The following is a 16404-nucleotide window of genomic DNA, read 5'->3' on the forward strand; positions in this document are numbered from 1 at the left end:
GACTCCTCTCGTTAGCCAAAAAGTGTAGCCAGAAACCGTAGAGCTTACCGCTGATTAATCGCTAAAAAATGTTGCATTGCGCACAGCCTCGTTGACGGCCTGGGTCAGACGACGCAGTTGTTCGGGCTTGATGATGTACGGCGGCATCAGATAAATGAGCTTACCAAACGGTCTTACCCACACGCCCTGTTCGACAAAGAACTTCTGTAAAGCGGCCATATTCACCGGATGTGTGGTTTCGATGACGCCGATGGCACCAAGCACGCGCACGTCGGCGACCCAACGGGAATCAGCCGCCGGGGTGAGCTCTGCCCGCAGCTGCGCTTCTATGTTCGCTACCTGCGAGCGCCACTCGCCGGTTTCGAGTAACGACAGGCTGGCGGAGGCGACGGCGCAGGCCAGTGGATTGCCCATGAAAGTCGGGCCGTGCATAAAACATCCGGCTTCACCGTTGCTGATGGTTTCCGCGACCTGGCGGGTGGTCAGGGTGGCGGAAAGGGTCATCGTTCCGCCGGTTAACGCTTTGCCAAGGCACAAAATATCCGGGGTGATATCGGCGTGTTCACAGGCAAACATTTTGCCGGTGCGACCAAATCCGGTGGCGATTTCATCGGCAATCAGCAAAATGCCTTCCCGGTCACACATTTTACGGATGCGTTTTAACCATTCGGGGTGATACATACGCATGCCGCCAGCGCCTTGTACGATTGGTTCAAGGATCACCGCCGCAATTTCGTGGCGATGTGCGGCCATCAGGCGGGCGAACGGTACCATATCCAGTTCGTCCCACTCGCCGCCCATGCGGCTTTGCGGGGCGGGCGCAAACAGGTTCTCCGGCAGATAACCCTTCCACAGACTGTGCATCGAGTTGTCGGGATCGCAGACCGACATTGCGCCGAAAGTATCGCCGTGATAACCGTTACGAAACGTCAGGAAACGCTGACGGGATTCACCTTTGGCCTGCCAGTATTGCAGCGCCATTTTCATCGCAACTTCCACGGCGACCGAACCAGAATCCGCGAGAAAAACGCACTCCAGCGCCTCGGGCGTCATCGCCACCAACTGGCGACACAGCGCAATAGCCGGGGCATGGGTAATGCCGCCAAACATCACGTGCGACATGGCATCAATCTGCGTTTTCATCGCGGCGTTCAGCTGCGGGTGATTGTAACCGTGGATCGCCGCCCACCAGGACGACATACCGTCAATCAGCCGCTCACCGTTGGCTAATAGCAGTTCACAACCTTCGGCACTGGCCACTGGATAAACCGGTAGCGGGGAGGTCATGGAGGTGTAAGGGTGCCAGATATGGCGTTGGTCAAACGCAAGATCGTCCGTTGTCATAATCGACTTGTAAACCAAATTAAAAAGATTTAGGTTTACGAGTCTACACCAAACTGACAACGAAACGTATATCAATATGGCTCATTCTTCTCGCTGGACAATGTCGCAAGTCGCCGAATTATTTGAAAAACCCCTGCTGGATCTGCTGTTTGAAGCGCAACAAGTGCACCGTCAGCATTTTGATCCGCGGCAGGTACAGGTGAGTACGCTGCTGTCGATTAAAACCGGTGCCTGTCCGGAGGACTGCAAATACTGCCCGCAAAGTTCCCGCTATAAAACCGGTCTGGAAACCGAGCGTCTGATGGAAGTTGAGCAGGTTCTGGACTCTGCACGTAAGGCGAAACAAGCCGGTTCAACGCGGTTTTGCATGGGCGCGGCGTGGAAGAACCCGCACGAACGCGATATGCCGTACCTGGAACAAATGGTTCAGGGCGTGAAAGAACTGGGGCTGGAAGCCTGTATGACGCTGGGCACGCTGGACGAATCTCAGGCCCAGCGCCTGGCCAATGCGGGTCTGGACTACTACAACCACAACCTCGACACCTCGCCGGAATTTTACGGCAATATCATTACCACCCGTTCGTATCAGGAGCGCCTGGATACGCTGGATAAAGTGCGTGAGGCGGGGATTAAAGTTTGCTCTGGCGGGATTGTGGGGCTGGGTGAAACGGTGACCGACCGCGCGGGCCTGCTGCTGCAACTGGCGAACCTACCCACACCACCGGAAAGCGTCCCCATCAACATGCTGGTGAAAGTAAAGGGCACGCCGCTTGCCGATAACGACGATGTGGATGCGTTTGATTTTATTCGTACTATCGCCGTCGCGCGCATCATGATGCCGACCTCGTACGTGCGTCTTTCTGCCGGGCGCGAGCAGATGAACGAACAGACCCAGGCAATGTGTTTTATGGCCGGGGCCAACTCGATTTTCTACGGCTGCAAACTGCTCACTACACCCAACCCGAACGAAGACAAAGATCTGCTTTTATTCCGCAAACTCGGTCTGAATCCGCAGCAAACGGCGGTACTGGCGGGCGATAACGAACAGCAGCAACGTCTGGAGCAGGCGTTGCGCACCCCGGATACAGACGACTACTACAACGCGGCAACCGTATGACCTGGCAGCAAAAAATTGACGATGCGCTCACTTTGCGTCGTTCTGCTGATGCTCTGCGTCGCCGCTATGTGGTGACACAGGGGGCAGGGCGCTGGTTGTTGGCCGAGGGGCGTCAGTATCTGAATTTTTCCAGTAACGATTATCTGGGGTTGAGTCACCATCCGCAGATAGTCTGTGCCTGGCAGCAGGGGGCTGAACGTTTTGGCGTCGGCAGCGGGGGTTCAGGCCATGTTAGCGGCTATTCCATCGCGCATCAGGCGCTGGAAGACGAACTGGCGCAATGGCTGGGTTATTCACGAGCATTGCTGTTCATTTCCGGTTTCGCCGCCAACCAGGCGGTGATCACAGCGTTGATGGGAAAAGATGACCGGATTGTCGCCGACCGCCTCAGCCATGCGTCGTTGCTGGAAGCGGCCAGTCTGAGTCCCGCCGTGTTACGCCGTTTTACCCATAACGACCCGCAACATTTGGCTCGTCTGCTGTCTGCCCCCTGTCTGGGGCAGCAGTTGGTGGTGACCGAAGGCGTGTTCAGCATGGATGGCGACAGCGCACCGCTGGCGGAAATTCACGCTGAGGCGCAACGCCAGAATGCGTGGTTGCTGGTGGATGATGCCCACGGTATAGGCGTTAGCGGTGAGGAAGGGCGCGGCTCATGCTTCCGACAGCAGGTGAAACCTGAGCTGTTAGTGGTGACCTTCGGGAAAGGATTTGGCGTCAGCGGCGCGGCAATCCTGTGTTCAGACAGCGTGGCCGATTATCTGCTGCAGTTTGCCCGTCACCTGATTTACAGCACCAGCATGCCTCCGGCGCAGGCGCAGGCCTTACGCGCCGCGCTGGCGGTGATCCGCAGCCGTGAGGGCGATGAACGCCGGGAAAAACTGGCCATGCTGATCCAACGTTTTCGTGCTGGCCTGGATATTGCGGATTTCACGCTGGCAAACTCAGACAGTGCCATCCAGCCATTGATCGTGGGCGATAACCATAAAGCACTGCAACTGGCGGAGGTTTTACGCGCCCAAGGTTGTTGGGTGACCGCCATCCGGCCTCCTACGGTACCGGTCGGCACCGCCAGATTACGGCTGACGCTGACGCAGGCGCATGAATGCCAGGATATCGACCGCTTGCTGGAGGTGCTGCATGGCGCAGGTCAATAAGCAGGCCATTGCTGCTGCATTTGGACGCGCCGCTTCCCACTATGAACAACATGCCGGGCTACAGTGCCAAAGCGCCGACGCCTTGCTGGCGCTGCTTGGTGAACGGGATTATGCACGGGTACTGGATGCGGGGTGCGGCCCAGGGCGCATGAGTCGCTACTGGTGTGAGCAGGGAAGCGAAGTCAGCGCACTGGATCTTTCTGAACAAATGCTGGCAGAGGCACAGCGGCAAAATGCCGCCCACCACTATCTGCTGGCGGATATTGAAGCCATCCCTCAAAACGCTGCCACTTTTGACCTGGCCTGGAGCAATCTGGCGGTGCAGTGGTGCAGCGATTTACACGGCGCGTTAAGTGAGCTTTGCCGGGTTGTGCGCCCCGGAGGCACGGTGGCGTTTAGTACCCTGGCACACGGCTCGATGCCGGAATTACGCCGGGCGTGGCAAGCGGTAGATGACCGGGAGCACACCAACCGTTTCTTGCCCGTGGAGCAACTTGAAAAGGCTCTGCATGGCTGGGACGTCGAGTATCAGCTTCATCCGGTGACACTGTGGTTTGACGACGCGTTGAGCGCCATGCGCTCGCTCAAAGGGATCGGTGCGACGCATCTCCATGATGGACGCGAGCAGCGTGTGCTGACCCGTTCACAGCTGCAGCAGTTACAGTTAGCCTGGCCCTCTGTACAGGGAAAATACCCGCTGACGTATCAACTTTTTTTAGGAGTAATTCAACGTGACCAGAACGTATTTTGTCACCGGGACGGACACTGAGGTTGGTAAAACAATTGCCAGCTGTGCGCTCCTGCAGGCCGCGGGGCAATTGGGTTATCGAACGGTCGGCTATAAGCCCGTGGCGTCCGGTAGTGAAATAACGGCTGAGGGTCTGCGTAATAGCGATGCTCTGGCATTACAGCGCAACAGCGCTGTGGCAGTGCACTATACGGCAATCAATCCCTATACCTTTGCCGAACCCACGTCACCGCATATCATCAGCGCTGACGAAGGTCGCCCTATTCAGGCCTCAGTGATGTCTGCGGGGTTACGTAAGCTGGAAGAGCAGGCTGACTGGGTGCTGGTGGAAGGCGCTGGCGGTTGGTTTACGCCGCTTTCACCCACGCTGAGTTTTTCTGACTGGGTACAAACAGAACAACTGCCGGTGATTATGGTGGTTGGCGTCAAGCTTGGCTGCATCAACCATGCCATTCTGACTGCGCAAGCGGTACAACAGGCTGGGTTGACGCTGGCGGGGTGGGTCGCCAATGATGTGACTCCGCCAGGGAAACGCCATGCTGAATATATGGCAACGCTGAAACGCGCGATTCCGGCTCCGCTGCTGGGGGAAATCCCATGGCTGGAGGACGAGCCAGAACGCGCAACGACAGGGCACTATCTCGACCTTAGCGTTTTGCCTCTGGCGCCATCCAGTCGTTAAGCAACGGGTCGCTGAGCTGCGCCAGTTGTCCCTGGGCCACATTGCGTCCGCGATGTAACAGGCAATAGCAATCAGCGACCCGACGAATAAACGGCAGGCTTTGCTCTGCGAGCATTATGGCGATGCCCAACTCCTGGCTTAGCCTCACAATCAGGTTCCCCAGCTTGTGGATATACGCCTGGCCCGTTCCTCGCGTAGGCTCATCGAGGATTAGCAGGCGTGGGCGTGTAACCAGCGCGCTGGCGAGTGCGAGCTGGTGCTGATTATCCTCTGATAAGGCAACCCCTTTGGTCTGACGCAGACTGTACAACTGTGGGAAGAGGCGGTATATATCGCTGCTGTTCATTGTTTCGCTTTCTTCAACCGCCTGGCGTGCAATATGCAGATTTTCCTCGACCGTCAGTTGCGAAAAAATCCGTCTCTGTTGTGAAACGGAGTTAATACCCAGCGCAATGCGATTTGCCGCCGGGATCGGACTCAGATCGCGCGGTGGCGCGCCTGCCTGATGCCAGACCATCGTACCGCTTTCGATAGGCAAATTGCCGATGATGCAATTGGCCAGCGTCGTTTTCCCCATCCCCGGAAGTCCCAGCACACCAGTACACTTGCCGGGCTGCAGGTCGAGATCCACATCCCATAGCGTGTGCTGGTTACCGTAATAGTGATTCACTGCGCGAAGACTCAACATAGGTTTTCTCCATCATGAAGTTATCCGCCCGACAGGCCGGGGAGCAGAAGAAAATTGCAAATCTCTTGCCACAAATGGGAAATGCGCGAAAAACAGCGGGATAGCGTGATCCATCGGCAGCGATGTCTGGTTTTTAACGATCCGGGTTAATTTTGCGCACATTGCCAGTGCCTGGTCGCGTCGGGATGGTGCAGGCAGGTAAATGGTGAAAATGCGAGCAAGATCTCGACAGCCTCCAGGGCTCCGTTGGCTGATAAATATAAAAAAATGGCGATAATTTTTTTTTATCCCACCCGAAAAGAGCAAGTCGGTGTTTTTGCCAGGCGGCAGTCAGCACGGGCTGGAGGCAGTTATCCACTATTCCTGTGGATAACCTTGTGTATTAGAGTTAGAAAACACAATGTAAGCGAGAGAAGACGCGGCCTGCGACTAAATTGATGCGAAAGACGGCTCGAGAGAATAGTTATTGAAATACAGAATGTTAGATAAAAGCAATGGCTGTCGCGGAAGTGTCATGCGTTGCCATAAAACTTTCATCTGCCGTCTTGACAAATGTTAAAAAAGTCATTGGTTTGGGGATAACACATTTTTACTGGTGTTTTATCTCGCCAGCGCCAAAATTTTAGCCTGCTCTGACGGGCATTCTGATGGCGTAACAGAAATATTCTGGTGCGTTACTGTTTTTTCATCCAGTATATTTTACTGGCAAAATATACTGCTGCGAGTAAAATTACACACCTGCCCGCCCATTGCTTCAGGTAGCTGCTCATGAGTAAACCGTTCAAACTGAATTCCGCTTTTAAACCCTCTGGCGATCAGCCTGAGGCGATTCGTCGCCTGGAAGAAGGGCTGGAGGATGGTCTGGCGCATCAGACGCTGCTCGGGGTGACGGGGTCGGGGAAAACATTCACTATTGCCAACGTGATTGCGGATTTACAGCGTCCGACGATGGTGCTGGCCCCTAACAAAACCCTCGCAGCCCAGTTGTACGGTGAGATGAAAGAGTTCTTCCCGGATAACGCAGTGGAATATTTCGTCTCCTACTACGACTATTATCAGCCGGAGGCTTATGTCCCGAGCTCTGATACTTTTATCGAGAAAGATGCGTCGGTAAACGAACACATTGAACAGATGCGTTTGTCGGCGACCAAAGCCCTGCTTGAACGGCGGGATGTGGTGGTGGTGGCCTCTGTTTCCGCGATCTATGGTCTGGGCGATCCGGATCTGTATCTGAAGATGATGTTGCATCTGACGGTGGGGATGATTATCGACCAGCGCGCGATCCTGCGCCGGCTTGCTGAACTGCAATACACGCGTAACGATCAGGCATTCCAGCGCGGGACGTTCCGCGTGCGTGGTGAGGTGATCGACATCTTTCCGGCCGAATCTGACGATATCGCGCTGCGTGTTGAACTGTTTGATGAAGAAGTTGAGCGCTTGTCGCTGTTCGACCCGCTAACCGGGCAGGTTGAATCCACTATTTCGCGCTTCACCATTTACCCGAAAACCCACTACGTGACGCCGCGCGAACGTATCGTGCAGGCAATGGAAGAAATTAAAGTCGAGCTGGCGGAGCGCCGCAAAATCCTGCTGGCGAACAACAAACTGGTAGAAGAACAGCGTTTAAGCCAGCGTACGCAGTTCGATCTGGAAATGATGAACGAGCTGGGTTACTGCTCGGGGATTGAAAACTACTCCCGCTATCTGTCCGGGCGCGGCCCTGGCGAGCCGCCGCCGACGCTGTTTGATTACCTGCCTGCCGATGGCCTGCTGGTGGTGGATGAATCTCACGTTACGATTCCGCAAATTGGTGGCATGTACCGTGGCGACCGGGCGCGTAAAGAGACCCTGGTCGAATACGGATTCCGTCTGCCGTCGGCGCTGGATAACCGTCCGCTCAAATTTGAAGAGTTCGAGGCGCTGGCTCCGCAAACTATCTACGTTTCGGCGACGCCGGGCAACTATGAGCTGGAGAAATCCGGTGATGAAGTGGTCGATCAGGTGGTACGACCGACCGGCCTGCTGGATCCGGTCATTGAGGTGCGCCCGGTGGCGACGCAGGTTGATGACCTGCTGTCGGAGATCCGCACCCGTGCGGCGATTAACGAACGTGTGCTGGTCACAACGCTCACCAAACGCATGGCGGAGGATCTCACCGAATACCTCGAAGAACACGGCGAGCGGGTGCGCTATCTGCACTCCGACATCGATACCGTGGAACGTATGGAAATCATTCGTGATTTGCGCCTGGGCGAGTTTGACGTGCTGGTTGGTATCAACCTGTTGCGAGAAGGCCTGGACATGCCTGAGGTCTCTCTGGTGGCGATTCTGGATGCGGACAAAGAAGGGTTCCTGCGTTCGGAACGATCGCTTATCCAGACCATAGGTCGAGCGGCGCGTAACATCAACGGTAAAGCGATTCTCTATGGCGATAAAATTACCGCATCGATGGCGAAGGCCATTGGTGAAACCGAACGTCGTCGCGAGAAACAGCAACTGTATAACGAAGAGCACGGTATTACGCCACAGGGGCTGAACAAGAAAGTGGTCGATATTCTGGCGCTGGGTCAGAATATTGCGAAGACCAAAGCGAAAGGTAAAGGGAAGTCGCGTGCCGGGGCGAAATCCGAGGTTGTTGAGCTGGACATGACGCCGAAAGCGCTGCAGCAGAAGATTCACGAGTTAGAAGGCCAGATGATGCAGCATGCGCAGAACCTTGAGTTCGAAGAGGCCGCGACGATCCGCGACCAGTTGCATCAACTGCGCGAGCTGTTTATCGCGGCGTCTTAACGCGATGCCGGATGGCGGGGAGACCCGTTATCAGGCCTACAAGCGTACCTGTAGGCCTGATAAGCGCAGCGCATCAGGCAAATACGTTCAACCTAACGCCTGCACCGCTTTCTCCAGCGCGCTATGCAGCAATTGACGGTCATGACGGTAGGGAATATCGCTGGCCTCCAGTTCATCCTGAATCACAATGCGGTCGGTCATGGCCGAAACATCGACTTTTGGTCCGACAATCACCGCATCAATCACCTTCTTACCAACATATTGCTCAATGATGGCCAGCTTATCGGCAAGCGTCAGGCTGGCGGCAGGCAGGCTGAGTTCGCGTCCCAGATTGCCGATATAAACCATTGGTGCCGGTGTGCGACGCAATGCCTGCGCCATTTCGTCAAGCAGCAATAGCGGCATCAGGCTGGTATAAAAACTCCCCGGTCCTATCAGGATCAGGTCCGCTTCCGCGATGGTTTCAATCGCTTCTCGCGTGGCGGGAACTTTAGGTGAGAGCATTAATTCTTGCGGCAGGGTAGTGAGCTGGTCGATATTTACTTCGCCATACACTTCATGTCCCTGATCGTCGAGCGCCATCAGGTCCACCGGTAGTTCTGACATGGGAATTAAATGTGCATCAACTTTTAGCAGGCTACGAATTAAATTGATGGCTTCCAGAGGCCGCACGCTGAGGTGATCGAGCGCCTTTAACATCAGATTTCCGAGGTTATGGCCGGAAAGTTCGCCATTACCGCCAAAACGATACTCAAACATCGCCGATGCGACGCTTGGTTGGGTAATTAACTGGTTGAGGCAGTTCCGCATGTCTCCCCAGGCAATACCGCCTTCTGAACGGCGAATTCGCCCCGTGGAACCGCCGTTATCGGTGGTCGTGACGATGCCCGTCAGGCGTGAACCTAAAGAAGAAAGTGACGACAGAACGCGTCCTAATCCATGCCCTCCGCCGAGAGCGACAACGCGATCCAGATCTGCCAGCGTACGAGTGCGCATAGTTATTCCTGATATCAATTGATCGGCGTTACAGTAACGTAAATAGCGTGTTTTCAGCAATTATCCAGTCGCCATCTGCAGAAAATAATTTTCTGCGATCTACCCCTTTCTGACGACATCCACCTGATAGCAAGATGATGTATATCAATGCAAAACGATGGTTTTTGCTTATTCTGTAGCGAAATTGCACGATCATGCCGCTATATACATATTTATACAGCGAAAGTGTACATGGCAAAAGTGTCATTTACACGCTAGTATCGGCATAACCACAATGTACTCGAAGCATGACGAGTATAAACACTCTAGCCTCTGCACCTGGGTCAAATGATACGGTGCTTTGGCCGTGACGATACGTGAATACGATTGTCACCAGGGCGCAGGAAGAAATGACTTCGCCTCCCGTATTTGGAAAGGTGTACATGGGCTCTCAACTTACCGATGCATTCGCGCGTAAGTTTTACTACTTGCGTTTGTCGATTACCGATGTGTGTAACTTTCGTTGCACTTACTGTCTGCCAGATGGCTATAAGCCAGGTGGTGTGACTAATAACGGCTTTCTGACCGTTGATGAAATTCGCCGCGTCACGCGTGCGTTCGCCAGCCTGGGAACGGAAAAAGTGCGTCTGACAGGTGGCGAACCGTCACTGCGTCGCGATTTTACCGACATTATTGCTGCCGTACGTGAAAACGACGCCATCCGTCAGATTGCGGTAACCACCAATGGTTATCGTCTGGCGCGCGATGCTGCTGCCTGGCGCGATGCCGGACTGACCGCGCTCAACGTCAGCGTCGACAGCCTGGATGCCCGTCAGTTTCACGCCATTACCGGGCAGGATAAGTTTCAGCAGGTGATGGCGGGGATTGACGCCGCCTTCGATGCCGGTTTTGAAAAAGTGAAAGTCAACACCGTGCTGATGCGCGACGTAAACCATCATCAACTGGACACCTTCCTCGCCTGGGTTCAACCACGGCCGATTCAGCTACGTTTTATTGAACTGATGGAAACGGGTGAGGGCAGCTCTCTCTTCCGCAAACACCATATCTCCGGGCAGGTACTGCGCGATGAACTGCTTAAGCGCGGCTGGATCCACCAGTTACGCCAGCGCAGCGACGGTCCGGCTCAGGTTTTCTGTCATCCTGATTATGCCGGTGAAATTGGTCTGATCATGCCTTATGAGAAAGACTTCTGCGCCACCTGCAATCGCCTGCGTGTTTCATCCGTCGGCAAACTTCATCTGTGTTTATTTGGTGAAGGCGGGGTGAACTTGCGTGATTTGCTGACCGACGACGCCCAGCAGGCTGCGCTTGAAGAACGTATCTCTGCCGCGTTGCTGGAGAAAAAGCAGACCCATTTCCTGCATCAGAACAATACCGGTATTACGCAAAACTTATCTTACATTGGCGGCTGATCGCTAAAAGGAGTTTCTCATGAGTCAGGTAAGCGCTGAATTTATCCCGACACGCATTGCTATTCTTACTGTTTCCAACCGTCGTGGCGAAGAAGATGACACCTCCGGCCATTATCTGCGCGACTCGGCGCTGGAAGCGGGTCATCAGATTGTTGATAAGGCGATTGTCAAAGAGAACCGCTATGCGATTCGCGCTCAGGTTTCAGCCTGGATTGCCAGTGACGATGTGCAAGTGGTGCTCATTACTGGCGGCACTGGGTTAACCGAAGGGGACCAGGCACCGGAAGCGCTGCTGCCGCTGTTTGACAGAGAAGTTGAAGGGTTTGGCGAAGTCTTCCGTATGCTGTCGTTTGAAGAGATTGGTACCGCGACGCTGCAGTCTCGAGCGGTTGCCGGGGTGGCCAATAAAACGCTGATTTTCGCCATGCCGGGGTCGACCAAAGCGTGTCGTACCGCCTGGGAAAATATCATTGCGCTGCAGCTTGATGCCCGTACGCGTCCGTGTAATTTCCACCCACATTTGAAGAAATAAGTATGTCGCAACTGACTCATATTAACGCCGCTGGCGAAGCGCATATGGTGGATGTCTCCGCCAAGGCGGAAACCGTACGCGAGGCGCGTGCTGAAGCATTCGTGACCATGCGTAGCGAAACGCTGGCGATGATTATCGATGGTAGTCATCATAAAGGTGATGTTTTCGCCACGGCGCGTATTGCGGGTATTCAGGCCGCCAAACGTACCTGGGATCTTATCCCGCTGTGCCATCCGCTGATGCTGAGCAAGGTCGAAGTCAATCTTCACGCCGAGCCGGAGCACAATCGCGTACGGATTGAAACGCTGTGTCGCCTGACCGGTAAAACCGGCGTTGAAATGGAAGCGTTAACAGCAGCCTCCGTGGCGGCGTTGACCATCTACGATATGTGCAAAGCAGTGCAAAAGGATATGGTGATTGGTCCGGTGCGTCTGCTGGCAAAAAGCGGCGGCAAGTCGGGGGATTTTAAGGTGGATGCACATGATTAAGGTTCTCTTCTTTGCTCAGGTACGCGAACTGGTCAACACCGATGCGCTAGAAATGACGGCTGAATTTCCAACGGTAGAAGCGCTGCGCCAGCATCTGGCGGGCAAAGGCGATCGCTGGGCGTTGGCGCTGGAAGACGGCAAGCTGCTGGCGGCGGTAAACCAGACGCTGGTCAGTTTTGATCATCCTCTTAACGCGGGTGATGAAGTCGCTTTCTTCCCGCCGGTAACCGGAGGCTAAAATGGCTGAAACGCGAATTGTTGTTGGCCATGCGCCGTTTCGCGTCGGGGATGAGTATCCCTGGCTGGCAGAGCGCGATGAAGACGGCGCGGTAGTCACTTTCACCGGTAAAGTGCGCAATCACAATCTCGGTGACAGCGTTAAGGCGTTAACGCTGGAACACTATCCGGGAATGACCGAAAAAGCGCTGGCGGAAATCGTCGACGAAGCGCGTTCGCGCTGGCCGCTGGGCCGGGTAACGGTGATCCATCGTATTGGCGAACTGTGGCCGGGCGATGAAATTGTTTTTGTCGGTGTGACCAGTGCACATCGTAGTAGCGCGTTTGATGCCGGGCAATTCATTATGGATTACCTGAAAACGCGTGCGCCGTTCTGGAAACGCGAAGCCACGCCAGAAGGTGAACGTTGGGTCGACGCCCGCGACAGCGATAAGCAAGCAGCAAAACGCTGGTAGAGTACAATTGGTTTAGGCACATACTGACTCAGGAGATTGTCATGGACCGATTCCCACGATCCGATTCTATTGTGCAGGCCCGTTCCGGCCTGCAAACCTACATGGCGCAGGTGTACGGCTGGATGACCTGTGGGTTGTTACTGACGGCGTTTATTGCATGGTACGCGGCGAATACGCCTGCGGTGATGATGTTTGTCTTTTCCAGCAAAATTACCTTCTTTGGGCTGATCATTGCACAGCTGGCGCTGGTATTTGTCCTGTCCGGCATGGTGCAAAAGCTCAGCGCTGGAATGGCAACGACGCTGTTTATGCTCTACTCGGCGTTAACCGGTCTGACGCTATCAAGCATTTTCATTGTCTATACCTATTCGTCTATCGCCAGTACCTTTGTGGTCACCGGCGGGATGTTCGGTATCATGAGTTTGTACGGCTACACCACCAAACGCGATCTCAGCGGCTTTGGCAACATGCTGTTTATGGCGTTAATTGGTATCGTTCTGGCCTCGTTGGTTAACTTCTGGCTGAAGAGCGAAGCGCTGATGTGGGCGGTGACCTACATTGGGGTGATTGTGTTTGTCGGCCTGACCGCCTATGACACGCAAAAGCTGAAAAATATCGGTGAGCAAATTGACCAGCGCGACAGTTCCAACTTGCGTAAATACGCCATTCTTGGGGCGTTAACGCTGTATCTGGACTTCATCAACCTGTTCCTGATGCTGCTGCGTATTTTCGGTAATCGTCGTTAATTCTCTGTTGCCGGATGCGGCTTAACGTCGTGTCCGGCAAATCATTTCGCCATCGCCTTCTCGTTCTTTGCCCGTAGCTTTTTCGCCCGACTCTCCAGCAGCAAATAACACATCAGCGCCAGCAGCAACGGAATAAAATAGTACAATACGCGATACGCCAGCAGGGCAGCAATGATCGTTCCCTGAGACGCATTCTCTCCCGCCAGCAGCGCCATAAACACCGCTTCCAGCACGCCGATCCCCGCCGGAATATGCACGATTACGCCGGCAATACTGCTCACCAGCAGCACGCCCAGCACGAAGAAATAATCGATATTCTGACCGAGCAACAGCCAGATAATCGCCCCCATTACCATCCAGTTCGCACTGGATATCGCCATTTGCGCGAGGGCAAATTTCCAGGAGGGCAGCACCAGTTTTTGGCCTTTGATGGTGATGTGACGATGTTTAGCGAAGGCGCAAAACCACAGATAAACAACAATAATCAGCAGCAGCGCTACGCCCAAAATACGCAGCGTACCTTCATCGATATACCAGTGTGGGGGCAGTTCGACGACGCCGAAGGTAAATATAAAACCGCCCAGCAGAATATAGCCCAGCCAGTTAGTGGTAATACTCAGCGAAAAAATCCGCGTTATTGTGCCCCCCGGCAATCCGAGGCGCGAGTAAAGGCGATAACGCATCCCTATACCACCCACCCAGGTGCTCAACGTCAGGTTGAAGGCGTAACAGATAAACGACACCAGCATGACCTGGCGTTTTGCCAGTTTGTGGCCGCAGTAGTAGCGCCCGAGCAGATCATAACAGCCGTAAAGTAAATAACTGATAATCACCAGACCCACGGCGCTGAGCAGAGCGATCCGATTGTAATCGCGAATTACCGTCCACACTTCCTGCCAGTTGACCTTGCTGGCATAAACAACCAGCAGCACGATCACCGCAATAAAAAACAGCCATGTGAGGATCTTTTTTGCTAACCGCCAGCGTCGGTGGTTTTTTGCCATTAGGTTTTCCCTCCAGCATCCTCAGTTTGTATACGGTCCTGAGTTTCCAGAGTGGGCTGCGCGGGCGGCTCTACCTCGGCCAGATGCGGGGTATGCGCCGGCAGCCAGCCGACCAGCGCCGGGAAGTGGCGTAAAAAGTGGAAGGCCAGTACGCTCTTGGTCAGGTTCCACCAGGTGCGTTTTGGCAGCATGGATTCATCAACCCGCTTGCAGTCCTGCGCAATAATAGGGTTCAGGTTGTCACGCAGGGTCTGATTAAACGTGCGGTCATGAATAATCAGATTTGCCTCCAGATTGAGCGACAGACTCAGTGGATCAAGATTGCTGGAGCCCACCGTCGCCCAGTGATCGTCCATCAGCGCCACTTTGCCATGCAGCGGCTTGCGGTGATATTCGTAGACGTGGACGCCCCCTTTGACCAGATAGTTATACAGCAGCCGGGCACCCACTTTCACAATGGGTATATCAGGCTCGCCCTGAACGATGAGTTTTACCCGTACGCCGCGTCGTGCTGCTTTACGCAGGGCATGCAACAGACGATAACCGGGGAAGAAATAGGCATTGGCAATAATCACTTCCCGCTTTGCCTGCGCGAGCATTTTCAAATAATGGCGTTCAATATCATCGCGATGTTCCTCGTTATCACGCCAGACGAACAGCGCCTGCGCTTCACCGGGGCGATGATTTTCGACTGCCCGGTGATGCCGTCGCCACCAGCGGCGTACGGCGCTTTGTCCCGGCAGGTTTTCCAGCACGAATGTCAGAATATCAACCACAATCGGACCTTCAACACGCACAGCGTAATCTTGCTTGGCTTCCGGCCCGTAGTCAGACATGTGTTCGGCGGAGTAATTAATACCGCCGACGAAGGCGATGCGATCGTCAATGACCACAATTTTGCGATGCATCCGGCGAAACAGATTGGTGCGCATCCCGAACAGGCGTGGGCGCGGATCGTAATAACGGAAAACAATACCCGCCGCGGTTAACTCTTCGACAAAGCTGTCGCTTAGATCTGGTGAGCCGTAGCCGTCCAGCAACACCTCTGCGGCGATCCCGCGGTGTGCGGCAGCGAGCAGTGCGGCATGTAGCTGTTTCCCGACCGCATCTTCAAACCAGATAAAGGTCTCCAGAATGATTTTTTGCTCCGCGTGCTCAATCGCGTGAAATACGGCGGGATAGTACTGATCGCCATTTTCCAGTAGCTGAATTTGATTGCCTTCACGCCAGCCAGTTTTCATACACGAATCTCCGCACTCAGAGGGGCATGATCGGACAAATGTCGCCAGTGACGCAGCGCCAGCGTCGTTGGGGTACTGGCATTCGCGTTTTTCACATAGATCCTGTCCAGACGCAGCAGGGGAAACTGCACCGGAAATGTTCGCGCCGGGCGACCGTGAGCGCGGGTAAAAATCTCGTCAAGGCCGGCCTGGCTCTTCAACGGATAATTTGCCTGTTGTCGCCAGTCGTTAAAATCGCCAGCAACCACCACGGGATCCGCGTCGGGCAGGGCATTGACCCAATTTGCCAGCATACTGAGCTGTGCCTGGCGATGGGCTTCACGCAAACCGAGGTGGACGCACATCACATGAATCGGGCGGGAAAGCATCGGCGGCACAATGCGGCAGTAAAGCACACCGCGTTTTTCACTCGTGCCAACGGATACATCACGGTTTTCATAATGCTCAATGGGGTAGCGCGATAGCACGGCGTTGCCGTGATGCCCCTGTGAATACACGGCATTGCGCCCGTAGGCGAAATCGCGCCACATGGTGTCGGCCAGAAACTCGTAATGGCTGGTATCCGGCCAGTTTTCTATCTGCAGTGAGTGTACGTCGTGAGCGCCCAGCACTTCCTGCAGGCACACAATATCTGCGCCAACTGCCCTGACGGCATCCCGCAGCTCGGGCAAAATAAAGCGTCTGTTAAAGGCGGTGAAACCCTTGTGAGTATTAATGGTGAGCACATTGAATGAAAATCGGTCTGCTGATTCGCTCATGATTCTCCCGTT

At 54.6% G+C, this 16404-nt stretch carries 17 protein-coding genes and 1 riboswitch; of the genes, 11 read left to right on the top strand and 6 right to left on the bottom strand.

Annotated elements, in window-relative coordinates:
• Positions 1-54 precede the first annotated feature (54 nt).
• Complete coding sequence (gene bioA, locus OGY19_RS23855; protein ID WP_286597314.1) at positions 55-1344, bottom strand: adenosylmethionine--8-amino-7-oxononanoate transaminase; 1290 nt, start codon at positions 1342-1344, stop codon at positions 55-57.
• A 76-nt stretch (positions 1345-1420) separates the two neighbouring features.
• Between bioA and bioB the strand changes: the two genes are divergently transcribed.
• From bioB to bioD, 4 genes are read left to right on the top strand one after another with little or no spacing between them, the layout of a single operon-like run.
• Positions 1421-2461 carry a biotin synthase BioB gene (gene bioB / locus OGY19_RS23860; RefSeq protein WP_286597316.1) on the top strand — a complete coding sequence of 347 codons (1041 nt, stop codon included), beginning with the start codon at positions 1421-1423 and terminating at the stop codon, positions 2459-2461.
• Complete coding sequence (gene bioF / locus OGY19_RS23865) at positions 2458-3615, top strand: 8-amino-7-oxononanoate synthase (RefSeq protein ID WP_286597318.1); 1158 nt, start codon at positions 2458-2460, stop codon at positions 3613-3615. Before bioB ends, bioF begins: the two co-directional genes overlap by 4 nt.
• Complete coding sequence (gene bioC, locus OGY19_RS23870; protein ID WP_286597320.1) at positions 3599-4384, top strand: malonyl-ACP O-methyltransferase BioC; 786 nt, start codon at positions 3599-3601, stop codon at positions 4382-4384. The genes bioF and bioC overlap by 17 nt, the downstream gene beginning before the upstream one ends.
• Positions 4347-5045, top strand: coding sequence for a dethiobiotin synthase (gene bioD / locus OGY19_RS23875; protein WP_061067566.1), 699 nt, complete (start codon positions 4347-4349; stop codon positions 5043-5045). Before bioC ends, bioD begins: the two co-directional genes overlap by 38 nt.
• Here bioD and OGY19_RS23880 read toward each other — a convergent pair.
• Positions 5011-5733, bottom strand: coding sequence for an ABC transporter ATP-binding protein (locus OGY19_RS23880; RefSeq protein WP_115602346.1), 723 nt, complete (start codon positions 5731-5733; stop codon positions 5011-5013). The genes bioD and OGY19_RS23880 overlap by 35 nt on opposite strands.
• Before the next feature lie 768 nt (positions 5734-6501).
• Between OGY19_RS23880 and uvrB the strand changes: the two genes are divergently transcribed.
• Positions 6502-8523: an excinuclease ABC subunit UvrB gene (gene uvrB / locus OGY19_RS23885; RefSeq protein WP_061067568.1), complete on the top strand. Its 2022-nt coding sequence runs from the start codon at positions 6502-6504 to the stop codon at positions 8521-8523.
• Positions 8524-8610: 87 nt separating this feature from the next.
• Here the strand turns inward: uvrB and yvcK are convergent, their stop codons facing one another.
• The gene (yvcK, locus tag OGY19_RS23890; protein WP_061067569.1) at positions 8611-9519 is read right to left on the bottom strand and encodes a uridine diphosphate-N-acetylglucosamine-binding protein YvcK; all 909 of its coding nucleotides are present in this window, start codon (positions 9517-9519) and stop codon (positions 8611-8613) included.
• Between the two features lie 289 nt (positions 9520-9808).
• Positions 9809-9954: riboswitch (molybdenum cofactor riboswitch) on the top strand.
• Here yvcK and moaA point away from each other — a divergent pair.
• The 6 genes from moaA (at position 9942) to OGY19_RS23920 (ending at position 13389) form a co-directional block, all read left to right on the top strand.
• A complete protein-coding gene (gene moaA / locus OGY19_RS23895; RefSeq protein WP_115602345.1) occupies positions 9942-10931 on the top strand; it encodes a GTP 3',8-cyclase MoaA in 990 nt (329 codons plus the stop codon). It overlaps the preceding riboswitch by 13 nt.
• Positions 10932-10950: 19 nt before the next feature.
• Positions 10951-11463: a molybdenum cofactor biosynthesis protein B gene (gene moaB / locus OGY19_RS23900; RefSeq protein ID WP_286597324.1), complete on the top strand. Its 513-nt coding sequence runs from the start codon at positions 10951-10953 to the stop codon at positions 11461-11463.
• A gap of 2 nt (positions 11464-11465) precedes the next feature.
• A complete protein-coding gene (gene moaC, locus OGY19_RS23905; RefSeq protein ID WP_003035188.1) occupies positions 11466-11951 on the top strand; it encodes a cyclic pyranopterin monophosphate synthase MoaC in 486 nt (161 codons plus the stop codon).
• The gene (moaD, locus tag OGY19_RS23910) at positions 11944-12189 is read left to right on the top strand and encodes a molybdopterin synthase sulfur carrier subunit (RefSeq protein WP_048212212.1); all 246 of its coding nucleotides are present in this window, start codon (positions 11944-11946) and stop codon (positions 12187-12189) included. The genes moaC and moaD overlap by 8 nt, the downstream gene beginning before the upstream one ends.
• Before the next feature lies 1 nt (position 12190).
• On the top strand, positions 12191-12643 hold the full coding sequence (moaE, locus tag OGY19_RS23915) for a molybdopterin synthase catalytic subunit MoaE (RefSeq protein WP_061067572.1): 453 nt from the start codon (positions 12191-12193) through the stop codon (positions 12641-12643).
• A 41-nt stretch (positions 12644-12684) separates the two neighbouring features.
• Entirely contained in the window at positions 12685-13389 is a 705-nt protein-coding gene (locus OGY19_RS23920; RefSeq protein WP_115602343.1) for a Bax inhibitor-1/YccA family protein, read from the top strand.
• Positions 13390-13430: 41 nt separating this feature from the next.
• Here the strand turns inward: OGY19_RS23920 and OGY19_RS23925 are convergent, their stop codons facing one another.
• From OGY19_RS23925 to OGY19_RS23935, 3 genes are read right to left on the bottom strand one after another with little or no spacing between them, the layout of a single operon-like run.
• Positions 13431-14393 carry a lysylphosphatidylglycerol synthase domain-containing protein gene (locus OGY19_RS23925; protein ID WP_115602342.1) on the bottom strand — a complete coding sequence of 321 codons (963 nt, stop codon included), beginning with the start codon at positions 14391-14393 and terminating at the stop codon, positions 13431-13433.
• Positions 14393-15634: a cardiolipin synthase ClsB gene (gene clsB / locus OGY19_RS23930; protein ID WP_115602341.1), complete on the bottom strand. Its 1242-nt coding sequence runs from the start codon at positions 15632-15634 to the stop codon at positions 14393-14395. The genes OGY19_RS23925 and clsB overlap by 1 nt, the downstream gene beginning before the upstream one ends.
• The gene (locus OGY19_RS23935; protein WP_101741860.1) at positions 15631-16392 is read right to left on the bottom strand and encodes an endonuclease/exonuclease/phosphatase family protein; all 762 of its coding nucleotides are present in this window, start codon (positions 16390-16392) and stop codon (positions 15631-15633) included. Before OGY19_RS23935 ends, clsB begins: the two co-directional genes overlap by 4 nt.
• Between the last annotated feature and the right edge of the window lie 12 nt (positions 16393-16404).

The organism is Citrobacter sp. Cy070, assembly GCF_030332245.1.
In the GTDB taxonomy this organism is placed as follows: domain Bacteria; phylum Pseudomonadota; class Gammaproteobacteria; order Enterobacterales; family Enterobacteriaceae; genus Citrobacter; species Citrobacter youngae.